The sequence below is a fragment of the Streptomyces sp. V3I8 genome (assembly GCF_030817535.1).
In the GTDB taxonomy this organism is placed as follows: Bacteria; Actinomycetota; Actinomycetes; order Streptomycetales; family Streptomycetaceae; genus Streptomyces.
This window is the reverse complement of record NZ_JAUSZL010000002.1, coordinates 5,541,942-5,564,805: the sequence shown is the minus strand read 5'-3', so window position 1 is coordinate 5,564,805 and position 22,864 is coordinate 5,541,942. Positions and strand designations below refer to the sequence as shown.

The window sequence follows — 22,864 nt, the reverse complement described above, 5'->3', positions numbered from 1 at the left end:
AGGCCGACCGCCTCCTCCGGCCTCCCGCGGCCTCCCGCACCCGCGGTCGACCGCGGGTGCGCGGGGGGTCGGGCGCGCAGTTCCCCGCGCCCCTGGGGTCCGCGGCTTCCGGCCCGGTCGCCGGGTGCGGGTCCCTGCGCGTCGAGTGCGCAGGGACCCGCACTCCCGCGAGGGCGCGGCCCCACCGACCCCGCCGCCCACCGGCGGACGCCTTTATCACGATCCGGTCTCAGGGGCTTGTCAACTTCGATGTAATCGATTCCAATCACTCCAGCAGGTGCATGTAATCGATTCCACAAGGAGGTGGAGCGGTCATGGCGAGCATCAAGGACGTCGCCGCCGAGGCGGGCATGTCCGTCGCCACGGTGTCGCGCGTCCTGAACGACCATCCGTCGGTCAGCGCGGACGCCCGCACCCGTGTGCTGGCCGCCGTCGACGCGCTGGGCTACCGCCCGAACGCCGTCGCCCGCTCCCTGCGCACCGACCAGACCCGCACCCTCGGCCTGGTCATCAGCGACGTGCTGAACCCGTACTTCACCGAGCTGGCCCGCTCCGTCGAGGAGGAGGCCCGCGCCCTCGGCTACAGCGTCATCATCGGCAACGCCGACGAGCGGCCCGACCTGCAGGACCACCACGTCCGTACGCTCCTCGACCGGCGGATCGACGGCCTGCTGGTGTCCCCCACCGACGGCGGTTCCCCGCTGATGCTGGACGCCGCCCGCACCGGGACCCCCATGGTCTTCGTCGACCGCTGGATCCCGGGCGTGGACGTGCCCGTGGTGCGCGCGGACGGGCGGGCCGCCGTGCGCGACCTGGTCGCCCACCTGTACGGCCTCGGTCACCGCAGGCTCGCCATCATCGCGGGCCCGGCGGCCACCACCACCGGCAGCGAGCGCGTCGAGGCCTTCCGGGACGCGCTGCGCGAGCACGGGCTGCCGCTGCCCGAGGCGTACATCGGGCAGGGCGACTTCCAGGCCGCCAGCGGCCGGCGGGCCACCGAGGAGTTCCTCGACCTGGCCGACCCGCCCGAGGTCGTCTTCGCGGCCGACAACCTGATGGCCCTGGGCGCCCTGGACGCCGTACGGGCGCGCGGACTGCGCGTGCCCGACGACATCGCGCTCGCGGCCTTCGACGACATCCCGTGGTTCGTGCACACCGATCCGCCCGTCACGGCGATCGCCCAGCCGACCCCCGAGCTGGGCCGGGCCGCCGTGCGCGCCGTGGTCGACCGCATCGAGGGGCGGCCCCCGCGGTCGGTGACCCTCCCCGCCGCTCTCGTCGTCCGCCGTTCCTGCGGCGAACCCGCGGCCCTCCGCACCACGCAAGAGAACCTCACGAACGCCACTCGAAGGAGCAACCCGTGAGCAGCAGCCCCGACGAGTTGCTGCGTATCGAAGGGATACGCAAGACCTTCCCCGGTGTGGTCGCGCTCGACAGCGTCGACTTCGACCTGCGCCGCGGCGAGGTGCACGTACTGCTCGGTGAGAACGGTGCCGGCAAGAGCACCCTCATCAAGATGCTGTCCGGCGCCTACCGCCCCGACGCCGGGAAGATCGTGGTCGACGGCGAGAAGGTCCGCATCCACGGCGCGCAGGACGCCGCGCGCCTCGGGATCGCGACCATCTACCAGGAGTTCAACCTGGTCCCCGACCTCACCGTCGCCGAGAACATCTTCCTGGGCCGCCAGCCGCGCCGCCTCGGCATGATCGACCGCAAGCGGATGGAGGCCGACGCCGCCGGGCTGCTGGAGCGGGTGGGCGTCGACGTGTCGCCCCGCGCCCGGGTGCGCGACCTCGGTATCGCCCGCCTCCAGATGGTCGAGATCGCGAAGGCGCTGAGCCTGGACGCGCGTGTCCTGATCATGGACGAGCCGACCGCCGTGCTCACCTCCACGGAGGTCGACAAGCTCTTCCGGATCGTGCGCAGGCTGCGCGAGGACGGCGTCGGCATCGTCTTCATCACGCACCACCTGGAGGAGATCGCCGCCCTGGGCGACCGCGTCACGGTCATCCGGGACGGCCGCAGCGTCGGCCAGGTGCCCGCCTCCACGCCTGAGGACGACCTCGTCCGCATGATGGTGGGCCGCTCCATCGAGCTGCAGTACCCGCGTGAACGCACCGACCCGGGCACCGCGCTGCTCACCGTGGAAGGACTCACCAGGAACGGTGTCTTCCACGACATCGGCTTCGAGGTGCGGGCCGGTGAGGTCGTCGGCATCGCGGGTCTCGTCGGCGCCGGGCGCACCGAGGTCGCCCGGGCGGTCTTCGGGGCCGACCCGTACGACAGCGGCTCCGTCGCGGTGGCGGGCGAGCGGCTGCCGCGCCACGACGTCAACGCGGCGATGGCCGCCGGCATCGGGCTCGTCCCCGAGGACCGCAAGGGCCAGGGCCTGGTGCTCGACGCCTCCGTCGAGGAGAACCTCGGGCTCGTCACCCTGCGGGCGGCGACCCGCGGCGGGCTCGTCGACCTCAAGGGACAGCGGACGGCCGCCGCGAGGATCGCCGGGCAGCTGGGCGTGCGGATGGCGGGGCTCGGCCAGCACGTGCGCACGCTCTCCGGCGGCAACCAGCAGAAGGTCGTCATCGGCAAGTGGCTGCTCGCCGACACCAGGGTGCTGATCCTCGACGAACCGACCCGCGGCATCGACGTGGGCGCCAAGGTCGAGATCTACCAGCTGGTCAACGAGCTGACGGCCGCCGGCCACGCCGTCCTGATGATCTCCAGCGACCTGCCCGAGGTGCTCGGCATGAGCGACCGGGTGCTGGTGATGGCCCAGGGCCGGATCGCCGGCGAGCTGTCCGCCGACGAGGCGACCCAGGACTCCGTGATGGCCCTCGCCGTCAGCACACCCACCGCAGCAACGAAGACCACCACCACCGACTCTGCTACCTCCGACTCTGCTACCTCAGGGGAGGGCCCCCGTGGCCACTGACTCGCTCAAGAGCACGACGGGCGCGAGCGGCGCCCCGGGCGGCCTGCGCCGTCTCCTGCTCGACAACGGCGCGCTCACCGCGCTCATCATCCTCGTCATCGGGATGTCGGCCCTGTCCGGCGACTTCCTGACGACGGACAACCTGCTCAACATCGGCGTCCAGGCGGCCGTGACCGCCATCCTCGCCTTCGGCGTGACCTTCGTGATCGTCTCGGCGGGCATCGACCTGTCGGTCGGTTCCGTCGCCGCGCTGTCGGCCACCGTCCTCGCCTGGACGGCCACTTCGGAGGGCGTACCGGTCTGGCTCGCGGTGATCCTCGCGGTCGCCACCGGCATAGCGTGCGGCCTGGTCAACGGCGTGCTGATCTCGTACGGGAAGCTGCCGCCGTTCATCGCGACGCTGGCCATGCTGTCGGTGGGCCGCGGTCTGTCCCTGGTGATCTCGCAGGGCAGCCCCATCCCGTTCCCCGGTTCGGTCTCGCACCTCGGTGACACGCTCGGTGGCTGGCTGCCCGTGCCGGTCCTCGTGATGATCGCCATGGGGCTCGTCACCGCCCTGATCCTCGGGCGCACGTACATCGGGCGTTCCATGTACGCGATCGGCGGCAACGAGGAGGCGGCCCGCCTCTCCGGGCTGCGGGTGAAGCGCCAGAAGCTCGTCATCTACGCGCTGTCCGGGCTCTTCGCCGCCGCCGCGGGCATCGTGCTCGCCTCCCGGCTGTCCTCCGCGCAGCCGCAGGCCGCGCAGGGCTACGAGCTGGACGCCATCGCCGCGGTCGTCATCGGCGGCGCCTCCCTCGCGGGCGGTACGGGCAAGGCGTCCGGCACGCTCATCGGCGCGCTCATCCTCGCGGTGCTGCGCAACGGCCTCAACCTGCTGTCCGTGTCGTCGTTCTGGCAGCAGGTCGTCATCGGTGTGGTCATCGCGCTGGCGGTGCTGCTCGACACCGTGCGGCGCAAGGCGGGCGCGACGCCGGTCACCTCCGGTGCCGGGGGCACGTCGGGCAGGAAGGGTCCGCAGGCGATCAAGTACGGGCTCGCGGTCGTCCTGGTGGCGGCCGTCGTGGGGGGCCTGAGCATCTTCAACAACGGCTCGTCGTCCTCCGCGAACCCGAAGATCGGCCTGTCCCTGTCCACCCTGAACAACCCCTTCTTCGTACAGATCAAGGCGGGTGCGCAGGCCGAGGCGAAGAAGCTCGGGGCCGACCTGACCGTCACGGACGCGCAGAACGACGCCTCGCAGCAGGCCAACCAGCTGCAGAACTTCACCAGCGAGGGCGTCGACTCGATCATCGTCAACCCGGTGGACTCGGACGCGGCGAGCCCCTCGGTGCGCTCCGCGAACAAGTCCGGCATCCCCGTCGTCGGCGTCGACCGCGGCGTCAACAAGGCGAAGACGGCCGCGCTCGTGGCCTCCGACAACATCGCGGGCGGCAAGCTGGGCGCCAAGGCACTGGCCGAGAAGCTGGGCGGCAAGGGGAAGATCGTCATCCTGCAGGGCCAGGCCGGCACCTCCGCCAGCCGTGAGCGCGGCGCGGGCTTCGCCGAGGGACTGAAGGCCTACCCGGGCATCCGGGTCGTCGCCAAACAGCCCGCCGACTTCGACCGCACGAAGGGGCTCGACGTGATGACGAACCTGCTCCAGGCCCACCCCGACGTCCAGGGCGTCTTCGCCGAGAACGACGAGATGGCGCTCGGCGCGATCAAGGCGCTCGGCTCCAAGGCGGGCAGGTCGGTGCAGGTCATCGGCTTCGACGGCACGCCGGACGGCCTGAAGGCCGTCGAGGACGGCACGATGTACGCCTCCGTGGCGCAGCAGCCGAAGGAACTCGGCCGGATCGCCGTGGAGAACGCGCTGCGGGCGGCCGACGGCAGGAAGACCGAGCAGACGGTGAAGGTCCCGGTGAAGGTGGTCACGTCGAAGAACGTGGCCGGTTTCACGGGCTGACACCCGATCGCCAGGTATTCACCAGTACAGGGAGACAGTCCATGTTCGAGTACGACCTGCTGGTCGTGGGGTCGGCCAACGCCGACCTGGTCGTCGGTGTCGAGCGGCGGCCGGGCGCCGGGGAGACCGTGCTCGGCTCCGACCTGGCCCTGCACCCCGGCGGCAAGGGCGCCAACCAGGCCGTCGCCGCCGCCCGCCTGGGAGCCCGTACGGCGCTCCTCGCGCGGGTCGGCGACGACGCGCACGGCCGGCTGCTGCTGGACTCGCAGCGCGCGGCCGGCGTCGACACGTCCGGGGTCCTCGTCGGTGGCGCGCCCACCGGCGTCGCGCTCATCACGGTGGACCCGTCGGGCGACAACAGCATCGTGGTGTCGCCCGGCGCGAACGGCCGGCTGGTCCCGGCCGACCTCCGCGCGGCCCCGGCGGCGGCCCTCCTCGCCGCCTCCCGGGTGGTGTCGGCCCAGCTGGAGATCCCCCTGGAGACGGTCGCGGAGGCCGTGCGCGGCCTGCGCCCCGGCACCCGTTTCGTGCTGAACCCGTCCCCGCCGCGGGAGCTGCCGGAGGCGGTCCTCGCCGCCTGCGACCCGCTGATCGTGAACGAGCACGAGGCGCGGGTGGTGCTCGGCGCGGACGCGGGCCGGACGCCCGAGGAGTGGGCCGGCGCACTGCTCGCCCTCGGCCCGCGCTCGGTGGTCGTCACCCTGGGCGAGGAGGGCGCGCTGGTCGCCGACGCCTCGGGCACGGTCCGCGTGCCGGCCGTGCGGGTGGACGCCGTGGACACGACCGGCGCCGGGGACTCCTTCACCGCGGCGCTGGCCTGGCGGCTGGGCGCCGGGGAGTCCCTGGCGGACGCGGCGGCGTACGCGGCCCGGGTCGGGGCCGTCGCCGTCACCCGTCAGGGCGCGCAGGCGTCCTTCCCCACCGCCGAGGAGGTCGCCGCCGTATGAAGAAGGCCGGGATACTGAACCGTCACCTCGCGGGCGCGCTGGCCGCGCTGGGCCACGGCGACGGCGTGCTGATCTGCGACGCGGGCATGCCGATCCCGGACGGGCCGCGGGTCGTGGACCTGGCGTTCCGGGCCGGGGTGCCGTCCTTCGAGGAGGTCCTGGCGGGCCTGCTGGAGGAGCTGGTCGTGGAGGGCGCGACGGCGGCGACGGAGGTACGGGAGGCGAACCCGGAGGCGTCCGCCCTGCTGTCGGAGTGCTTCGGGGCCACGCTGGCCCACGTCTCGCACGAGGAGCTGAAGTCGCTCTCGGCCGGCGCCCGCCTGATCGTCCGGACCGGCGAGGCCCGCCCGTACGCGAACGTGCTGCTGCGCTGCGGCGTCTTCTTCTGAGTGTCCGAGGGGATTTCGAGGGGGCCCGGTCCGTCGACCGGGCCCCCTCGGCCCCTCCCCCGAATCAGAACCCCCGCGATCCCCCCAGATCTCCTCCAGAAGTCCTGATGCCACCTACGACCCGCGAGGTGGGGGGAGGGTTGCACGGTTGCCCGGAATTTTTTTGAGGTTCACCCGGACGGGGCCGGGGCCCGGCTCATGCCGTGTGTTCGACGAACCGCGCCGCCGTCTCCGCGAGGACCTCGCGGCCGTCGCGGGCCCACAGGGCGTCGTTGAACAGCTCGACCTCGATGGGTCCTGTGTAGCCCGCCGCCTCGACGTGGCCCTTCCACTCGCGCATGTCGATCGAGCCGTCGCCGAGCTGGCCGCGGCCGTTGAGGACGCCCTCGGGCAGCGGGGTCGTCCAGTCGGCGAGCTGGAAGGTGTGGATGCGGCCCGAGGCGCCCGCGCGGGCGATCTCCCGTGGGGCCCGGTCGTCCCACCAGAGGTGGTACGTGTCGACGGTGACGCCGACCTGGTGGGCGGGGAAGCGCTCCGCGAGGTCCAGGGCCTGGGTGAGCGTGGAGACCACACAGCGGTCCGCGGCGTACATCGGGTGGAGCGGCTCGACGGCGAGGCGCACCCCCCGCTCCTCGGCGTACGGGCCCAGCTCGCCCAGGGCGTCCGCGATCCGCTCCCGGGCGCCGTGGAGGTCCTTGGAGCCCGCCGGGAGGCCGCCCGAGACCAGCACGAGGGTGTCCGTGCCGAGGGTGGCCGCCTCGTCGACCGCCAGGCGGTTGTCGTCGAGCGCCGCCGCCCGCCCGGCCGGGTCGATCGCCGTGAGGAAGCCGCCCCGGCACAGGGTGGTGACGGTGAGGCCCGCGTCCCGGACCAGCTTGGCCGTCGCCTCCAGGCCGTACGTCTGGACCGGCTCCCGCCAGAGCCCGACCGCCGGCACCCCGAACTCCAGGCAGGCGTCGGCCAGTTCCGGCATCGACAGCTGCTTCACCGTCATCTGGTTGATGCTGAAGCGGGAGAGGTCCCCGACAGGGCCGGTGTTCGTGCTCACTGGGTCACTCCGTACAGGGCGAGCAGGTTCTTCATGCGGGACTCGGCGAGCGCCGGGTCGGGGAACAGGCCCAGACCGTCGGCGAGTTCGTACGCGCGGGCCAGGTGCGGCAGCGAGCGGGCCGACTGGAGGCCGCCGACCATCGTGAAGTGCGACTGGTGGCCCGCGAGCCAGGCCAGCAGGACCACGCCCGTCTTGTAGAAGCGGGTCGGGGCCTGGAAGAGGTGGCGCGACAACGCGACGGTGGGGTCGAGGAGTTCACGGAAACCCCGTACGTCACCGGTGTCCAGGGTCCGTACGGCCTCGGCGGCGAGCGGGCCCAGCGGGTCGAAGATGCCGAGCAGGGCGTGGCTGAAGCCGTGGTCGTCGCCGGCGATCAGTTCGGGGTAGTTGAAGTCGTCGCCCGTGTAGCAGCGCACGCCGTCCGGGAGCCTGCGGCGCAGGTCGACCTCGCGCCCGGCGTCCAGCAGGGAGACCTTGATGCCGTCGACCTTGTCGGGGTGGGCGGCGATGACCTCCAGGAAGGTGCCGGTGGCCGCGTCCAGGTCGGCGCTGCCCCAGTAGCCCTCCAGGGCCGGGTCGAACATCGGGCCCAGCCAGTGCAGGATCACCGGTTCGGCGCACTGGCGCAGCAGGTGGCCGTAGACCTCCAGGTAGTCCTCGGGGCCCTCGGCGACGGCGGCCAGCGCCCGCGAGGCCATCAGGACGGCCCGCGAGCCGGACTCCTCGACGAGGGCGAGCTGTTCCTCGTACGCGGCCCGCACCTCGTCCAGGCCGTACGGGTGACCGGCCCCGGTGACCGGCAGCTGGTCGGTGCCGACGCCGCAGGCGATCAGGCCGCCGACCGCCTTCGCCTCGGCCGACGAGCGGCGGATCAGCTCGGCCGCGCCCGCCCAGTCCAGGCCCATCCCCCGCTGGGCCGTGTCCATCGCCTCGGCCACCCCGAGTCCGTGGGACCACAGGTGGCGGCGGAAGGCGAGGGTGGCGTCCCAGTCGACGACGGCGGCCGAGTCGGGGGTGGTGTCGGCGTACGGGTCGGCGACCACGTGCGCCGCCGAGTAGACCGTGCGGGAGGAGAAGGGGGCGCCGGTGGTGACGGGGAGGGGGGTGGTGCGGGGGGTGTAGGTGCGCAGGCTGCCGTCGGCGCCGGGGAGTTCGATGGTCACAGGGAGATCTCCGGGACGTCGAAGCGGCGGCCCTCGGCGGAGGACTTCAGGCCCAGCTCGGCGAGCTGGACGCCGCGGGCGCCGGCCAGCAGGTCCCAGTGGTAGGGGGCGTCGGCGTAGACGTGCTTGAGGAAGAGTTCCCACTGTGCCTTGAAGCCGTTGTCGAACTCGGTGTTGTCGGGCACCTCCTGCCACTGGTCGCGGAAGACCTCGGTGGCGGGGATGTCCGGGTTCCAGACCGGCTTGGGGGTCGCGGAGCGGTGCTGGACACGGCACGTGCGCAGGCCGGCGACCGCCGAGCCCTCGGTGCCGTCGACCTGGAACTCGACGAGTTCGTCGCGGTGGACGCGTACCGCCCAGGAGGAGTTGATCTGGGCGATCGCGCCGCCGTCGAGTTCGAAGATGCCGTAGGCGGCGTCGTCGGCGGTGGCGTCGTAGGGCTTGTCGCCCTCGTCCCAGCGCTGCGGGAGGTGCGTGGCGGTGAGTGCCTGGACCGACTTCACCCGGCCGAACAGCTCGTGCAGCACGTACTCCCAGTGGGGGAACATGTCGACGACGATGCCGCCGCCGTCCTCGGTCCGGTAGTTCCACGAGGGGCGCTGGGCGGACTGCCAGTCGCCCTCGAAGACCCAGTAGCCGAACTCGCCGCGGATCGACAGGACACGGCCGAAGAAGCCGCCGTCGATGAGCCTCTTGAGCTTGAGCAAGCCGGGCAGGAAGAGCTTGTCCTGGACGACACCGTGCTTGATGCCGGCCTCGTCGGCCAGCCGGGCCAGCCGCAGGGCTCCGTCGAGGCCGGTCGAGGTCGGCTTCTCCGTGTAGAGGTGCTTGCCGGCCGCGATCGCCTTCTTGAGCGCCTCCTCGCGGGCCGAGGTGACCTGGGCGTCGAAATAGATGTCGATGGTCGGGTCGGCCAGGACCGCGTCGAGGTCGGTGGACCAGTGCTCGATGCCGTGCCGCTCCGCGAGCGTCTTCAGGGCGTGCTCGCGGCGGCCGACGAGGACCGGCTCGGGCCACAGCACGGTGCCGTCGCCGAGGTCGAGGCCGCCCTGTTCGCGCAGGGCGAGGATCGAGCGGACGAGGTGCTGGCGGTAGCCCATGCGTCCCGTCACGCCGTTCATGGCGATGCGCACCGTCTTGCGTGTCACGTCATTCCCTTCGTACGCGTCCCGCGCGTGTCCCGCGCCGCGTGCGCCCCGCCGGTGTGCCTCGGCGACTGGTGAGCGGTGCAGCAAGCGCTTTCTATGTAAGTGCAAGCTAGCCTCTGTGCAGCGGATCGGACAAGACCGCGGGGGTGGCGAGTTGTTCGAGGGGGCGAACGGGTGGGGGCGGGGGCCGTAGGGTCTGCTCGGGGGCGAGCGGGTGCGGCGGACCCGGTGCGGGTGCGGCGGACCCGGTGCGGGTGCGGCGGACCCGGTGCGGGTCCGATGCAAGTCCGATGCGGGTCCGCCAGGTGTCCGGTACGGGTGCGGCGGACCCGGTACAGGTGGGCGGACCCGGTACAGGTCCGGCCGGGCGTGCCGGGCCGGTGCGCGTGCGGTGCGGGGCCGGGGCGCCTCCGGCGTGCGTCGGGCGTGCGTTCGGTGGGAGCGCCGGGGCGGGCGGGTCGGGGCGTGCGCGTCGGGGCCGGCCATTGGGTCTGCGCCGGTTGGGGTGGTTGCCGGTTGGGGTGGTTGCTGGCTGAGGTGGCCGGCGGTCGGAGTGGCCGGCGGTCGGGGGGGGGCCGGCGGTCGGGGGGCGGTTTCGTGCCGGGCGGCGACAGCGGGCCGGCACAGGAGTGGTACGGCTCTGAGGACGAGGACGAGATGCGCGACCGGAGGACGACGAGATGACGGTGACCCTGGCGGACGTGGCGGTCCGCGCACAGGTCTCGCCCGCGACGGTGTCGCGCGTGCTGAACGGGAACTACCCCGTGGCGGCCTCCACCCGGGAGCGGGTGCTGCGGGCCGTGGACGAATTGGACTACGTGCTGAACGGCCCCGCGAGCGCGCTCGCGGCCGCCACCTCCGACCTGGTCGGCATCCTGGTCAACGACATCGCCGACCCGTTCTTCGGGATCATGGCGGGAGCGATCCAGTCCGAGATCGGCGGGCCGGGGGGCCGGGCGGGAGGCGAGCGGCTCGCCGTGGTGTGCAACACCGGCGGCTCCGCGGAGCGCGAACTCACCTACCTCACACTGCTCCAGCGGCAGCGCGCCGCGGCGGTGGTGCTGACGGGCGGCGCCGTGGAGAACACCACGCACGCGGCGGCCGTCGCGACCAAGCTGCGCAAGCTGGTGGAGGCGGGCACGCGGGTGGTGCTGTGCGGGCGCCCGCCGGCGCCGGCCGACACCGACGCGGTGGCGCTCACCTTCGACAACCGGGGCGGCGGGCAGCGGCTGACCGAGCATCTGATCGGGCTCGGGCACCGGCGGATGGGGTACATCGCGGGGCCCGAGGAACGGACGACCACGCGGCACCGGCTGGAGGGGCACCGGGCCGCGCTCGCCGCGCACGGGATCGAGGACGATCCCGACCGTACGGTGCACGGCCGGTACGACCGGGGGTCGGGGTACGAGGCGACGCTCGAACTGCTGCGGCGCGAGCCGGGGTTGACGGCCGTGGTCGCCGCCAACGACACGGTCGCGCTGGGGGCGTGTGCGGCGCTTCGCGACTCGGGGCTGCGGATTCCCGACGACGTGTCGGTCGTCGGTTTCGACGACCTCCCGTTCAGCGCGGACGCGGTGCCGGCGCTGACGACCGTGCGGTTGCCGCTGGCTTCCGCGGGGGCGCGGGCGGGGCGGATCGCGATGGGGCGGGAGGATGTTCCGCCGGGAGGGGTCGCGACGATTCTCGGGGAGCTGATGGTGAGGGGGTCCGCGGGGGTGCCGAGGTCATCCTGACGGTGTGCCTCCGGGGGCGGCGGATGCGAGTACGGGTGCGGGTCGGTGGGGGCTTGTCGCGCAGTTCCCCGCGCCCCTGAAAGACGGGTCGGTGGGGGGTGGGCGCGTCGTTCCCCGGGCCTGAAAGACGGGCCGGTGGGGGCTTGTCGCGCAGTTCCCCGCGCCCCTGAAAGACGGGCCGGTGGGGGTTGAGCGCGTCGTTCGCCGCGGGCCTGGAAGACGGGCCGGTGGGGGCTTGTCGCGCAGTTCCCCGCGCCCCTGAAAGACGGGCCGGTGGGGGTTGAGCGCGTCGTTCGCCGCGGGCCTGGAAGACGGGCCGGTGGGGGGGCGGGCCCGTCGTTCCCCGCGGGCCTGGAAGACGGGGCGGTGGGAAGCGTCGGGGTGGGGCGGTAAGAAGACGGCAAGGTTTGGTCAAGGCGATTCGAACAGTGTTGGCACCACGTTCCCGCTCGTGCGGGAGACGTGCCACAGAACACTGGAACAGGATCGAGCGCCACCTATGAACGGGACCCTGGACGCGGGAATCGCCCCCCTCGCTCCAGCCCGGGTGCACACCCGGCACATCGCGTCGAACACCGACTGCGACGCCTTCGTCGAAGACCTCTACGACCGGTACGGACCCCTGCTCCTCCGGTACGCCGCACGCCTGCTGGACGGCGACTGGCACAAGGCGGAGGACATCTTCCAGGAGGCGGCGGCCCGCGCCTGGAAGAACGCCGGGTTCCTGGGCACCCGCGGGGAACACGTCCGGCCGTGGCTGTTCACCGTGGTCAGGAATCTGGTCACCGACCACCACCGGGCCCGCCGGCTGCGCCCCCTGGAACTGATGCCCGCCGAGGAACTGGACACCGTCCGGGACGGCACGGACTCCGTCCTCACCTCCCACGTGGTGCTCGAAGCGCTCCGGGGACTGAACGAGCAGCAGCGGACCGTCATCCAGCTCATGTACTACCTGGAATGCAGCGTGGCCCAGGCCGCCGAACACCTCGGCATCCCACCCGGCACCGTCAAGAGCCGCGCCTTCTACGCCGTGCGGGCCCTGCGCAAAGCCCTGAAGGAACGGGACGTGCTCCCCGGCGACGGAGAAAGCCGGCCGCACGGTGAACCGGAGACCGCCGCACCACGTTGAACCGACCGGACGCACGGGCGCCGGTCCACGGGGCCGGACGACACCTCCTCGTCCCGCCGTCTCCGCGCCTCGGTGCGCGACGGTCGGCCACCGGCCGGAGCGTCCGTCCGTTCTCCCCTGAATCATCCGGCTGCCCCCTCCGCGAACGGCGGGACAGGGGGCGGTCAGCCGTGCTGCTCCGCGGCACGGCATCACCACGGAAGGAAAGTTCCCCCCATGAAGCGCTCCATCGCGCGTATCGCGCTCGTCGTGGCGGCGGGAGCCATGACGGCTCTCGTGTCCGCCCTCCCGGCTGCCGCGACCAACCAGACCGGCTGCGGCGACCGGACGGACTTCGTCAAGGTCTGGTACGACGGCGGCGGCCGGACCGCGTGCTACGCCAACGCGGGTGTCATAGCACCCCAGCTCCCCGGCGTCACGCGGATCACCTCGGGCAACAACAACATCGAGATGATCCTGGGCGACCGGACGAGGACCATGTCCAAGTGGTCGAGCATCGTCGATGTCGAGGGACTCAACCACACCCTGTACATCCTGCAGATCCGCTGACCCGTCGCGTCCGCGACGAAGCCCGTGCACCGGGGCCGCCCGGCCCCGGTGCACGGGCGACTCCGGCATGCCGTCGGTCCCCTCCCTCCGCCCTCTCCCCCTGCTCCCTCTCCCTCTCCCTCGACGACACCTCAGGAAATAGGACGTTCACGATGCGCATCACCCGCCCGACCCTTCCGGGCCGTCGGCTCACCCTGCTCGGTGCCACCGCGGCCGCGGGCCTGGCCGTCACGGCCGTCGCCCTTCCCGGTGCGGCCGGAGCCGCGACCCGCCACCAGGAGCGGCCGACGATCGTGCTGGAGCACGGGGCGTTCGCCGACGCCGCGAGCTGGGACGGTGTCGTCAAACGACTGCAGCTCGCCGGCTATCCGGTGGTGGCCGCCGCCAACCCGCTGCGCGGCCCGGCGAACGACGCCGCCCACCTGCGCGGCGTCGTCGAGCACATCGACGGGCCCGTGGTCCTGGTCGGCCACTCCTACGGCGGCACCGTCATCAGCCAGGCCGCCGCCGGACTGGAGGACAAGGTCAAGGCGCTGGTCTACATCGCGGCGTTCCTGCCCGACTCCGGCGAGAGCTCGCTCGGGCTGACGAACAAGTTCCCCGGCAGCACGCTCGGTGCGGCGATCGACTCGGTGAACTACACGCTGCCGGACGGCAGCCAGGGTGCCGACGTCTACATCAAGCCGGACAAGTTCCACCAGCAGTTCGCCGCGGACGTGCCGGCGGGCAAGGCGCGGCTCATGGCCGCGGGGCAGCGTCCGGTCGCCGCCGCCGCGCTGGAGGAGAAGTCCACGCAAGCCGCCTGGCGGACGATTCCCTCCTGGTCGCTGGTCACCACCGGGGACCGGAACATCCCCGTGGCCGCCCAGCGCTTCATGTCGGCCCGGGCGCACGCGCACACGACCGAGATCGACGCGTCCCACGCGGTGTCCGTCTCACGGCCCGACGCCGTGACCCGCATCGTGGAGAAGGCGGCCCGGACGGTCCGCCGGCCGGCGTGACCGGCGGTCGGCCCGCCCCGTCCCGCCGTCTCCCGTGACGTGAGCGTCACCCGTCACCGTCACCGTCACCAGTCTCGTACCTACCGAAAGGCAGCAACCGTCATGCCGTTCATCACCGTCGGCCAGGAGAACTCCGCCCCCGTCGACCTCTACTACGAGGACCACGGCACCGGGCAGCCGGTCGTGCTCATCCACGGCTACCCGCTCGACGGTCAGTCCTGGGAGAAGCAGGCCGCCGCCCTGCTCCGGGCCGGCTACCGCGTCATCACCTACGACCGGCGCGGCTTCGGCCGGTCCGGCCGGCCCACCACCGGCTACGACTACGACACCTTCGCCGCCGATCTGAACACCGTCCTGGAGACCCTGGACCTGCACGAGGCCGTCCTCGTCGGCTTCTCCATGGGTACCGGCGAAGTCGGCCGCTACCTGGGTACCCACGGGTCCGCCCGGATCGCCAAGGCCGCCTTCCTCGCCTCTCTGGAGCCGTTCCTGCTCAAGACCGACGACAACCCCGAAGGTGTCGACGGCGGCGTCTTCGAAGGCATCGAGCAGGCCGTCACCGCCGACCGGTACGCCTACTTCACCGCGTTCTACCAGGACTTCTACAACCTGGACGAGAACCTCGGCACCCGGATCAGCGAGGAGGCCGTCCGCAACAGCTGGAACGTCGCCGCCGGGGCCTCCTGGTACGCGTCCCTGGCCTGCGTGGCGACCTGGACCACCGACTTCCGCGCCGACCTCCCCAAGATCGACGTACCCACGCTGATCCTGCACGGCACCGCCGACCGCATCCTGCCGATCGAGGCCACCGCCGAGCCGTTCCACCGGGCGCTTCCGCAGGCCGAGTACGTCGTCGTCGAGGGCGCCCCGCACGGCCTGCTGTGGACCCACGCCCAGGAGGTCACCGACGCCCTGCTCGCCTTCCTGGCCAAGTGACCGGCGGCGGCCGGCCGCCGGCAGGGCGCAGCCCGGGGAACGGCTAACCCGGCCTCGCGGCGGAGAGCTCGCGCGCGGGGTCGCCGCTCGCCGGAGTGGGCATCCGATGGCTGCCGACGGCCCTCTCCGGTGCGAGGGGCACGGGGTCCGCTTCGGCGTCCAGGGCGGCGAGCCGGTCCCGGACCTCCTGGGCGCTGCGGGCCAGCGCCCGTTGCTCGGCGCAGGCCAGGGCACGGACCCAGTCCGCCCGGGCGGCCTCCCGGTCCCCCATGGCCAGGCGGGTGTCGCCCAGTCGCATCAGGGTGCCGACGGCGTTGCGGTGGTCCCCCAGTTCCCCGAAGGCCTCCGTCGCCCGCCGGTAGGTGGCCACCGACTCCTCGTACCGGCCGAGCATACGGAGGGTGAAGCCCAGGACGTCCCGGCCCTGGGCCAGCTGCCAGGGGGCGTCCAGGCGCTGGAACAGGGCGAGGCCCTCCTCGCCGTACGCGAGGCTCTTCTCCAGCTGCCCCAGGTTGGAGTGGAACCAGGCCAGCTCGACGAGGCATTCGGCCGTCCACAGCTCGTCCCCCGTCGCCCGGGACAGCGCGAGTCCCCGCTCGGAGAACGCCACGGCCTCGGGGATCCGGCCGAACAGGTACAGCGCGCACGCCGTGCCGTAGTGGGCGCGGGCCTGTTCGGCGACCACGCCGAGTTCCTCGAAGAGCGTGGTGGCGCGCCGCAGGTGGTCCAGGGCCTGTTCCTGATGGCCGAGGTAGCCGTGGATGCTGCCGATGTGCCGCAGGCAGCGGCCTTCCTCCAGGCGGTCGCCCCGGCGCCGGGCCACCTCCAGGACGGGGTCCAGCGCGGTGATGGCCTCCGGCCAGTACTCCTGGCGGTTCAGGTACTCCTTCAGCGACCAGGCCAGTCCGGTGATGTGGCGGTCCAGCTTCCGGCCGACGGCGGTGTGCAGCAGGCCGACCAGTACCCGGTGCTCGGCGGTGAACCACCGGTTCGCCTGTTCCACCGTGGTGAGGACCTCCGGAGCGACGCCCGGGTCCGGGGAGCCGAGGTCGAGTTCGGGCAGCGAGTCCTGCTTGAACAGCCGGTTGGCCTCGTAGGCCGTGAACATGTGGTGGTCCAGGACCCGGAGGGTGGCACGGTCGCGCTCGCCCGCGTCGTCGTGGGTGTGGGTGAGTTCGGTGGCGTAGACGCGCAGCAGGTCGTGGAGGGTGAACCGGCCGGGCAGGGGCTGTTCGACGAGGCAGGAGCGGGTCAGTCCGGCGAGCAGGCGGCGGGTCCGGGACAGGGGGAGCCCGGCGAGGCCGGCGGCGGCCGGGGCGGTGATGTGGGGCCCGGGGTGGAGGGCGAGCAGGCGGAAGAGGCGGGCGGCGGGCTCGTCCAGAGACCGGTAGGACCAGGAGAAGACGGCCCGGACGTCGGTGGTGGTGTCGAAGCCGGTGAACGCGTCCAGGCCGCCGTGGGCGTCCCGCAGGTCATCGGCGACGGCGTGGAGGGGGAAGGCGGGTTCGAGTTCGGCGCGGGCGGCGACCACGGCGAGGGCCAGGGGCAGCCGTCCGCACAGCCGGATGATGTCGGCCGTGGCGTCGGGTTCCGCGGCCGGGCGCTCCGGTCCCAGCCGCCGTACCAGGGTCTCGTGGGCCTCGGCCGGTGAGGGCAGCGGGAGGGGGAGCGGCTTGGCCCCGTCCGTCGCGATCAGGCCCGGGAGCTGGTTGCGGCTGGTGACCAGGGTGAGGCAGCCGGTTCCCGCGGGCAGCAGAGGGCGGACCTGTTGCTCGTCGCGGGCGTTGTCCAGGACGAGCAGGACGCGTCGGTCGGCCAGCAGGCTGCGGAACAACGTGCTGCGGGCGGCGGTGTCCTCGGGGATGTGCGGGGCGGGGACACCGAGAGCGGTGAGGAAGCCGTGCAGGGCGTCGCCGGGTTCCACGGCGGGTGCGTGCGGGTGGTGTCCGCACAGGTTGACGAAGAGCTGTCCGTCGGGGAAGGAGGACGCGATGCGGTGGGCGTGGTGGACGGCGAAGGTGGTCTTGCCGACACCGGGAGGGCCACCGATGACGACGACGGGCGCACCCGACGGACCCGTCCGGCCGGGCGCGCCGCTCGCGGCGGACAGCCACGCGCTCTCGGCCGCCCGCCCCGCGAACACCGGCAGGTCACCCGGCAGCTGCGCCGGGCGCGTCACCCGTGGCGACCCGCTCGCGGCGCCGCCCGCGGCAGGGCCGTCGCCCGCACCGCGGGGGCCGGCTTCCGGCAGATCGGCGCGGCGGGCCTGGCCGACGGCTTCGTCGGGGTCCGCCGAGTCCGCCGGTGCCCCGGCTGCCGTGCCGGCGGGCGTCGTGCCCGCAGGCGGCCCGCAGGACGTGGCGCCGTGGGCCGCAGCGGCGGCCGCCGGGCCCGCCGTCCCGACCGGGCCCGGCGCTTCGGCCGGGCCCGGCGGGGACAGCGGCGGCAGGTCGTGGCGGAGGATGCCCTCGTGCAGGGCCCGCAGGCCGGGACCGGGTTCGAGACCGAGTTCGTCGGCGAGATGCCGGCGCAGGTCCGCGTAGCGCTGCAGTGCCTCGGGGTGCCGGCCCGCCAGGTACAGGGCGCGCAGCAGCAGGGCCCAGCCGGTCTCCCACAGCGGGTGCCGCGCCGTCAGTTCCTGGGCCGCCGCCACGGCCTGCGGAGTCCGTCCGGCCAGGAGCAGGGCGGTGGCGTGGATCTCCCGGGTGGTCTGGCGCAGTTCCTCCAGGCGTGCGGCTTCCTGGGCCGCGAACAGATGGTGCGCGGCGTCGGCGAGTGCGGCACCGCGCCACATCTCCAGGGCCTGTTCGGCCTCCCCCAGGGCGTGTTCGGGCCGCCCCCGGTCCAGCAGCCGGTGCGCCCGGGCGACGGCCCGCTCGAAGCGCACGGTGTCCCGGCTCTCGGGCGGGACGCGCAGGACGTAACCGGCGGGTTCGGTGACCAGTACCCCGAACGCCCCCCGCACGCGCAGGTGCTGGGGTTCCAGGACGGCGCGGACCTTGCTGACGTGGGCGTGCAGGGAGGCCGCCGCGCCGCCCGGGGTCCGCCCCGGCCGCTCCGACCACAGCTCCTCGCACAGCGTCTCGGCAGCGACCGCCCGGCCGTCGGCGAGCAGCAGCCGGATCAGCAGCAACCGCTGCTTGCGCCGGCCCGGATCCAGCACCGTGTCCGCCCGCCGTACCACCAGCGGACCCAGCAGTCCGAAGTCGAACTCATGCCCCACAGCCGTCACCGTTCCCCCAGCCCCCGCTCAACTGCGTCGCCACCCGTGCACGCGCGGCCCGTCGGCATGAGGACGGACACGGGACGCCGCCCCGCCCGGACGCCGGTGCGATCCCTGTCACGATGCCCTGTTCCCCCACGACGGCAGGCGGCGCAAGTGACTCGGGTGGCTCGGAGCGGTGAGGACCCCGTCGTCCGCCTCCCGCACACCAGGAGGGACATTAGCAAGGCGTACGCCGTCGTCATCGGGCCCGTTCCCCGGCGTCCGCCTTCCGGCCGGGTCGTGGCCGGGCGGACCGGGCCGTGCACATGGCCACCGCGGGCGGTCCGGTGTGAGCGGGATCTCCTCCGGAACACCCCTTCGACCTGCGCCGACGTGAACCGGGGTGCCTGTCGTCCCGTTGAGTGAGCGAGCGAACGCCGTCCACAGTCTGGAAAGTCATGGTCACCGTCGAAGGAACACGTACGGCCCGGTTCGAACCGGTCCGGGCAGCACTGGCAGCACACCTCGAATCCGGCGAAGAACTGGGGGCGTCGCTCGCGATCGACGTCGACGGCGTCATGGAGGTCGACCTGTGGGGTGGGCACGCCGACGCGGCACGAACCGTCCCGTGGCAGCAGGACACGTTGGTCGGCCTGTGGTCGACCACCAAGACCCTCAGCAGTCTCGCGGCCCTCGTCCTCGTCGACCGGGGAGCGCTCGACCTCCACCGTCCGGTCGCGCACTACTGGCCCGAATTCGCCGCCCGGGGCAAGGAGGACATCGAGGTGCGGCACGTCCTGGCACACACCTCGGGGCTCTCCGGCTGGCAGCAGCCCTTCACCGTGGACGACCTGTACGACTGGCCGACGGCGAGCGCCCGGCTGGCCGGACAGGCGCCCTGGTGGAAGCCGGGGAGCGCCTCGGGCTACCACGTGCAGACCCAGGGACAGCTCGTGGGCGAGCTCGTCCGGCGGGTCAGCGGCCGCACCCTGACCGAGTTCGTCGACACGGAGATCGCGGGGCCGCTGGGGGCCGACGTCCAGATCGGCGCGCGGGAGGCCGACTGGCCGCGTATCGCCCCGCTGGTGCCGCCGTCGCAGATCCCCGAAGCGCCGGCCGGTCTCGATCCCGAGGCCCTCTTCACCAGGACCCTGTTCGGAAGCCCCGCCCGGGACGAGCACGTCGACACCCCGCGGTGGCGCCGCGCCGAACTCGGAGCCGTCAACGGACACGGCAACGCACGGGGCCTGGCCCGCGCCCTCTCCGTGGTCTCACGGCACGGCGAGGCGAACGGCCTGCGGCTGCTCTCCGCGGACACGGTGGACAAAATCCTGGACGTACAGGCCGACGGGGTCGACCTGTTCCTGGGCGTTCCCGTGCGCTGGGGCATCGGCTACGCGCTCGCCGACCCCAGGACGATGCCGCACATGCCCACCGGAAGGATCTGCTTCTGGGTCGGCCGGGGCGGTTCGATCGTCCTGATGGACCTCGATCGGCGCCTCACGTTCGCGTACACGATGAACCGGCTGGGCGACGGACTCCTGGGCTCGGAACGCACGCACCGCTACCTCAAGCATGTCTACGAGGCCTTCGACGCCGCGAACTGACACCCGCCTCGCACCGCGCGCGGTGAACCGGGTGCGCACCGGTGCCGTTGAGACGACAGGCGCGCCCGCGCACCGAACGGCGGGGCGCCGATCCGCACGCTTCCTTTCCATCCCAAGGGGACCCAATGCCTCATTCCCGTCGATATTCCCGTCGATATTCCGCACTCCGCGGGCGGACGGCGACGACCGCCGCCCTCGGCGCCGTCACGGCCTCGCTGCTGTTCTGCGGGACCGGTCCGGCCGAGGCGGCCACCACCTCCGGGCAGACATCCGTCAAGCGGTACGTCGCCCTGGGTGACTCCTACGCCGCGGGCACGGGCCTGTCCCCGCAGACGGACGCGGAGTGCAGGCGTTCCTCGGGCAGCTACCCGTCGTGGATCGCCCAGACCTACAAGCCGGCCGTGTTCAAGGACGTCACCTGCAGCGGCGCCACCACGCGTTCGCTGTGGAACCAGCAGGGATCGTCCGCGCCGCAGGTCAACGCCCTCACCAAGGACACCGACCTGGTGACCGTCACGCTCGGCGGCAACGACCTCGGCTTCTCCGACGTGCTCACCACGTGCGTACTGGCCGGGCTGACGACCAGGGAGGGCACTCCCTGCCGCGACCAACTGCTGCGCGGCGGCAAGGACCTGGACGCGGACTTCGCGAAGCTGAGCACACGCATACCCGGCATGCTCACCGACATCAAGAAGCGCAGCCCCGAGGCGCGTGTCGTCGTGGTCGGATACCCGAACCTGTTCCCCGCCGACGGGAGCACCTGCGGTTCCTCCGTGCCCCTGGCCAAGGGCGACATCACCTGGCTCAACCAGACCACGAACCGGTTGAATCTCCTGCTGGAGACGGCGGCCCACCTCGGACAGGCCGAGTTCGTCGGCACCTCCTCCGTGTTCCGCGGCAGGGACATGTGCCAGTCCCCGTCCGGGCGGTGGATCGATCCGCTGCTGCCGCAGACGCCCGGCTCCGCCCACCCCAACGCCGTCGGACACCTGATGATCGCCTTCGAGGTGTACGGCAGGCTCGGCAGCTAGTCACCGTTCCGCCGGTTCGGTCGACCGGGCGGTCCGGCGGTGTCCCGCGGACCGCCCGGTCACACGTCCCGAAAAAAACGGGCGGCGCCGTATGAACCGGCACCCCACCGACACCGTTGTGCAGGTGCTCGGTTCTTTTCACTCCTTTCTACCTCTGAGGCGGATCCCATGCCCATCGACGACTACACCGGAGGCCCGGCACAGGGCTCGAACGTTCTGGTCGTGACCACCAACGACGTGCCGGGGCACGAGGTGAAGCAGGTGATCGGAGAGGTGTTCGGCCTCACCGTGCGTTCCCGCAACCTGGGTTCCCAGCTGGGCGCCGGACTGAAGTCGGTGATCGGCGGTGAGCTGAAGGGCCTGACCAAGACCCTGGTGCAGACCCGCAACGAGGCGATGGAGCGTCTCCTGGAGGCGGCCGGCGCCCGCGGCGCCAACGCCGTGCTCGCCATGCGCTTCGACGTCACGACGGCCCAGGACATCGGCACCGAGGTCTGCGCCTACGGAACGGCTGTGATCATCGCTCCGGCGGCCTGACCCGCCGTCCGGTGTCCCGGGCGCCGGCCATGCGCCGCGCCCGTGACACCGGCTCAGTTCTTGTTCAGGGAGCGGGTCACGCCCGCCACCACCGCCGTGGTCAGGAGCCAGCCCGCGGCGATCAGCGCGTACGATAGCCACATCACGCCGTCGTTCTCCCAGTGCCAGGCCCCGCGCTGTCCGAAGCCCCCGATCGGGATCAGCAGGTCCAGGGTGTAGGCGAGCGCGCTGAACGGCGGCCCCTCGCCTTCCTTGTTCGGTATGGGGGTGTGCGCCCCGAAGACCAGCGTGCCGATGAGGGACAGCAGCAGGAGCCAGCTCCCCGCCCGCCAGGGCCGGTACCCGTAACCGACCGTCGCGTCGAAGACGTGGCCCCGGAGCCGGTTGAGGGGGCGGAGCGTGCCGCGTCGGTGGCGCTGTTTCTCCAGCAGGACGAGGCGCGCGTCGTCGTCGTGGCCCATCAGGCGGTACCAGCCCGCCAGTTGCTCGTACGGCTGCGGGCTGTACCCGGGCGACCCGCGGATCCACGCCACCCGGCGCTCCACCCCGACGGGCCCCCGCGGCGCGGCGTCCTGCGCGTGCAGGGACGTGTACGTCAGCCCCTCCAGCCGTACGACCGCCGCCCGGACCGCCTCGTTGTCCCGCAGCACCTCCACCCGGGCGCCGCGCAGGTCGACACCGCCGGGCGGGGCCGTACGGGGCGTCAGGTCGATCTCGCCGGCCTGCATCCGGGAGCAGTCCAGGGAGCCGCCCGGCTCACCGAGGGCGGCCCCGTTCAGCGTGAGCCGGTTGGTGATGTGCATGCCGCGCAGGCACACCGCGCCGGTCGCGCCGAAGCCGTCGGTCAGCTCGACGGCCGTCGCCGTGGCGTGCTCGGCGAGGATCGCCTCGCCGTGCGGGTTCTCCAGCCGCGCCCCGGGCATGATCAGGCCGCCGGACAACTGCGCGCCCAGCAGCCGCAGTCCGCCCCTGCTCCTGAACCCGTCGCGGCAGAACACCGCGCCCTCGACGGACAGTCCCCCGGCGAACAGGGCCCACGTGCCGCCGGATTCCAGCGTCGCCCCGTTCAGGATCAGTTCGCCGGAGACATGGGCGTTGGTGAGTGCGAGCCGGCCGCCCCGCAGGGTCGTCCTGCGCAGGTCCAGGCGGCCCTCGATCCGGGCCATCCGCGCGTCGATGTCGTACACGTGGCAGTCGGTCATCCGGATCGTCCGGGTGGCGCTGTCGCGGATGCTCACGGTCTCGTCCAGCCTGCACGACGCGAGGTGCACGGTGTGGGCGATGTCGGCGCCCGCCAGGTCCAGGCGGCCGGCGATCCGCGCGCCCGCGAGGCCGAGGGCCGCCACGGCTCCCCGCTGTGTGGCGTTCGCCCCGAGCAGCAGCGCCACCAGGACCTCCGCGCGGACCGTGCGTCCGGCGCCCCAGTCCTGCCCCTCCCCGGGGTCGTCCTCCTCGGCGACCCCGGTGCGGAGGTCCACGAGCCGGCCCTCGGGGAAGGCGTCCCAGACGGCACGCTCCGGACGCGTCAGATCGTCGTACTGCAGCACGCGGGAAGGCT

18 protein-coding genes are annotated in these 22,864 nt (G+C 72.8%); 13 read left to right on the top strand and 5 right to left on the bottom strand.

Annotated features, from left to right (window positions below):
- Window positions 1-314: 314 nt before the first annotated feature.
- From QFZ75_RS24760 to rbsD, 5 genes are read left to right on the top strand one after another with little or no spacing between them, the layout of a single operon-like run.
- Entirely contained in the window at window positions 315-1,364 is a 1,050-nt protein-coding gene (locus QFZ75_RS24760; RefSeq protein ID WP_307540237.1) for a LacI family DNA-binding transcriptional regulator, read from the top strand.
- On the top strand, window positions 1,361-2,932 hold the full coding sequence (locus QFZ75_RS24755; protein WP_307540235.1) for a sugar ABC transporter ATP-binding protein: 1,572 nt from the start codon (window positions 1,361-1,363) through the stop codon (window positions 2,930-2,932). Before QFZ75_RS24760 ends, QFZ75_RS24755 begins: the two co-directional genes overlap by 4 nt.
- Window positions 2,922-4,880, top strand: coding sequence for a substrate-binding domain-containing protein (locus tag QFZ75_RS24750; protein WP_307540233.1), 1,959 nt, complete (start codon window positions 2,922-2,924; stop codon window positions 4,878-4,880). Before QFZ75_RS24755 ends, QFZ75_RS24750 begins: the two co-directional genes overlap by 11 nt.
- A gap of 41 nt (window positions 4,881-4,921) precedes the next feature.
- A complete protein-coding gene (locus QFZ75_RS24745; protein ID WP_307540231.1) occupies window positions 4,922-5,827 on the top strand; it encodes a ribokinase in 906 nt (301 codons plus the stop codon).
- Window positions 5,824-6,216, top strand: a complete 393-nt coding sequence (gene rbsD, locus QFZ75_RS24740; protein ID WP_307540229.1) for a D-ribose pyranase — start codon at window positions 5,824-5,826, stop codon at window positions 6,214-6,216. The genes QFZ75_RS24745 and rbsD overlap by 4 nt, the downstream gene beginning before the upstream one ends.
- A gap of 196 nt (window positions 6,217-6,412) precedes the next feature.
- Here the strand turns inward: rbsD and QFZ75_RS24735 are convergent, their stop codons facing one another.
- From QFZ75_RS24735 to QFZ75_RS24725, 3 genes are read right to left on the bottom strand one after another with little or no spacing between them, the layout of a single operon-like run.
- Window positions 6,413-7,210 (bottom strand): sugar phosphate isomerase/epimerase, encoded by a 798-nt coding sequence (locus QFZ75_RS24735; protein ID WP_307544758.1) that lies wholly within the window; start codon window positions 7,208-7,210, stop codon window positions 6,413-6,415.
- A 50-nt stretch (window positions 7,211-7,260) separates the two neighbouring features.
- On the bottom strand, window positions 7,261-8,430 hold the full coding sequence (locus QFZ75_RS24730) for a dihydrodipicolinate synthase family protein (protein ID WP_307540228.1): 1,170 nt from the start codon (window positions 8,428-8,430) through the stop codon (window positions 7,261-7,263).
- Window positions 8,427-9,578 (bottom strand): Gfo/Idh/MocA family protein, encoded by a 1,152-nt coding sequence (locus QFZ75_RS24725; protein WP_307540226.1) that lies wholly within the window; start codon window positions 9,576-9,578, stop codon window positions 8,427-8,429. The genes QFZ75_RS24730 and QFZ75_RS24725 overlap by 4 nt, the downstream gene beginning before the upstream one ends.
- A 680-nt stretch (window positions 9,579-10,258) precedes the next feature.
- Here QFZ75_RS24725 and QFZ75_RS24720 point away from each other — a divergent pair.
- From QFZ75_RS24720 to QFZ75_RS24700, 5 genes are all read left to right on the top strand, one after another.
- Entirely contained in the window at window positions 10,259-11,311 is a 1,053-nt protein-coding gene (locus QFZ75_RS24720) for a LacI family DNA-binding transcriptional regulator (RefSeq protein ID WP_307540225.1), read from the top strand.
- 499 nt (window positions 11,312-11,810) lie between these two features.
- The gene (locus QFZ75_RS24715) at window positions 11,811-12,440 is read left to right on the top strand and encodes a sigma-70 family RNA polymerase sigma factor (protein WP_307540223.1); all 630 of its coding nucleotides are present in this window, start codon (window positions 11,811-11,813) and stop codon (window positions 12,438-12,440) included.
- Window positions 12,441-12,656: 216 nt separating this feature from the next.
- Entirely contained in the window at window positions 12,657-12,989 is a 333-nt protein-coding gene (locus QFZ75_RS24710; RefSeq protein ID WP_307540221.1) for a beta/gamma crystallin domain-containing protein, read from the top strand.
- A gap of 152 nt (window positions 12,990-13,141) precedes the next feature.
- Window positions 13,142-13,990, top strand: a complete 849-nt coding sequence (locus tag QFZ75_RS24705) for an alpha/beta fold hydrolase (protein WP_307540219.1) — start codon at window positions 13,142-13,144, stop codon at window positions 13,988-13,990.
- A 102-nt stretch (window positions 13,991-14,092) separates the two neighbouring features.
- Complete coding sequence (locus tag QFZ75_RS24700; RefSeq protein ID WP_307540217.1) at window positions 14,093-14,926, top strand: alpha/beta fold hydrolase; 834 nt, start codon at window positions 14,093-14,095, stop codon at window positions 14,924-14,926.
- Between the two features lie 43 nt (window positions 14,927-14,969).
- Here the strand turns inward: QFZ75_RS24700 and QFZ75_RS24695 are convergent, their stop codons facing one another.
- A complete protein-coding gene (locus tag QFZ75_RS24695; protein WP_307540215.1) occupies window positions 14,970-18,149 on the bottom strand; it encodes a BTAD domain-containing putative transcriptional regulator in 3,180 nt (1,059 codons plus the stop codon).
- 440 nt (window positions 18,150-18,589) lie between these two features.
- Here QFZ75_RS24695 and QFZ75_RS24690 point away from each other — a divergent pair, with 440 nt between their 5' ends.
- The 3 genes from QFZ75_RS24690 (at window position 18,590) to QFZ75_RS24680 (ending at window position 21,306) form a co-directional block, all read left to right on the top strand.
- Entirely contained in the window at window positions 18,590-19,738 is a 1,149-nt protein-coding gene (locus QFZ75_RS24690; RefSeq protein ID WP_307540213.1) for a serine hydrolase, read from the top strand.
- Window positions 19,739-19,863: 125 nt separating this feature from the next.
- The gene (locus QFZ75_RS24685; RefSeq protein ID WP_307540211.1) at window positions 19,864-20,769 is read left to right on the top strand and encodes an SGNH/GDSL hydrolase family protein; all 906 of its coding nucleotides are present in this window, start codon (window positions 19,864-19,866) and stop codon (window positions 20,767-20,769) included.
- Between the two features lie 168 nt (window positions 20,770-20,937).
- Window positions 20,938-21,306, top strand: coding sequence for a YbjQ family protein (locus QFZ75_RS24680; protein WP_307540209.1), 369 nt, complete (start codon window positions 20,938-20,940; stop codon window positions 21,304-21,306).
- A gap of 53 nt (window positions 21,307-21,359) precedes the next feature.
- Here QFZ75_RS24680 and QFZ75_RS24675 read toward each other — a convergent pair whose 3' ends face one another.
- Window positions 21,360-22,853 carry an oxidoreductase gene (locus QFZ75_RS24675; RefSeq protein WP_307540207.1) on the bottom strand — a complete coding sequence of 498 codons (1,494 nt, stop codon included), beginning with the start codon at window positions 22,851-22,853 and terminating at the stop codon, window positions 21,360-21,362.
- Window positions 22,854-22,864 lie beyond the last annotated feature (11 nt).

Coding starts and splice junctions, on each gene's coding strand:
- QFZ75_RS24720 (WP_307540225.1), top strand. CDS start 10,259: ATGACGGTGACCCTGGCGGACGTGGCGGTCCGCGCACAGGTCTCGCCC.
- QFZ75_RS24680 (WP_307540209.1), top strand. CDS start 20,938: ATGCCCATCGACGACTACACCGGAGGCCCGGCACAGGGCTCGAACGTT.
- QFZ75_RS24715 (WP_307540223.1), top strand. CDS start 11,811: ATGAACGGGACCCTGGACGCGGGAATCGCCCCCCTCGCTCCAGCCCGG.
- QFZ75_RS24710 (WP_307540221.1), top strand. CDS start 12,657: ATGAAGCGCTCCATCGCGCGTATCGCGCTCGTCGTGGCGGCGGGAGCC.
- QFZ75_RS24735 (WP_307544758.1), bottom strand. CDS start 7,210: ATGACGGTGAAGCAGCTGTCGATGCCGGAACTGGCCGACGCCTGCCTG.
- QFZ75_RS24745 (WP_307540231.1), top strand. CDS start 4,922: ATGTTCGAGTACGACCTGCTGGTCGTGGGGTCGGCCAACGCCGACCTG.
- QFZ75_RS24760 (WP_307540237.1), top strand. CDS start 315: ATGGCGAGCATCAAGGACGTCGCCGCCGAGGCGGGCATGTCCGTCGCC.
- QFZ75_RS24685 (WP_307540211.1), top strand. CDS start 19,864: ATGCCTCATTCCCGTCGATATTCCCGTCGATATTCCGCACTCCGCGGG.
- QFZ75_RS24690 (WP_307540213.1), top strand. CDS start 18,590: ATGGTCACCGTCGAAGGAACACGTACGGCCCGGTTCGAACCGGTCCGG.
- rbsD (WP_307540229.1), top strand. CDS start 5,824: ATGAAGAAGGCCGGGATACTGAACCGTCACCTCGCGGGCGCGCTGGCC.
- QFZ75_RS24700 (WP_307540217.1), top strand. CDS start 14,093: ATGCCGTTCATCACCGTCGGCCAGGAGAACTCCGCCCCCGTCGACCTC.
- QFZ75_RS24705 (WP_307540219.1), top strand. CDS start 13,142: ATGCGCATCACCCGCCCGACCCTTCCGGGCCGTCGGCTCACCCTGCTC.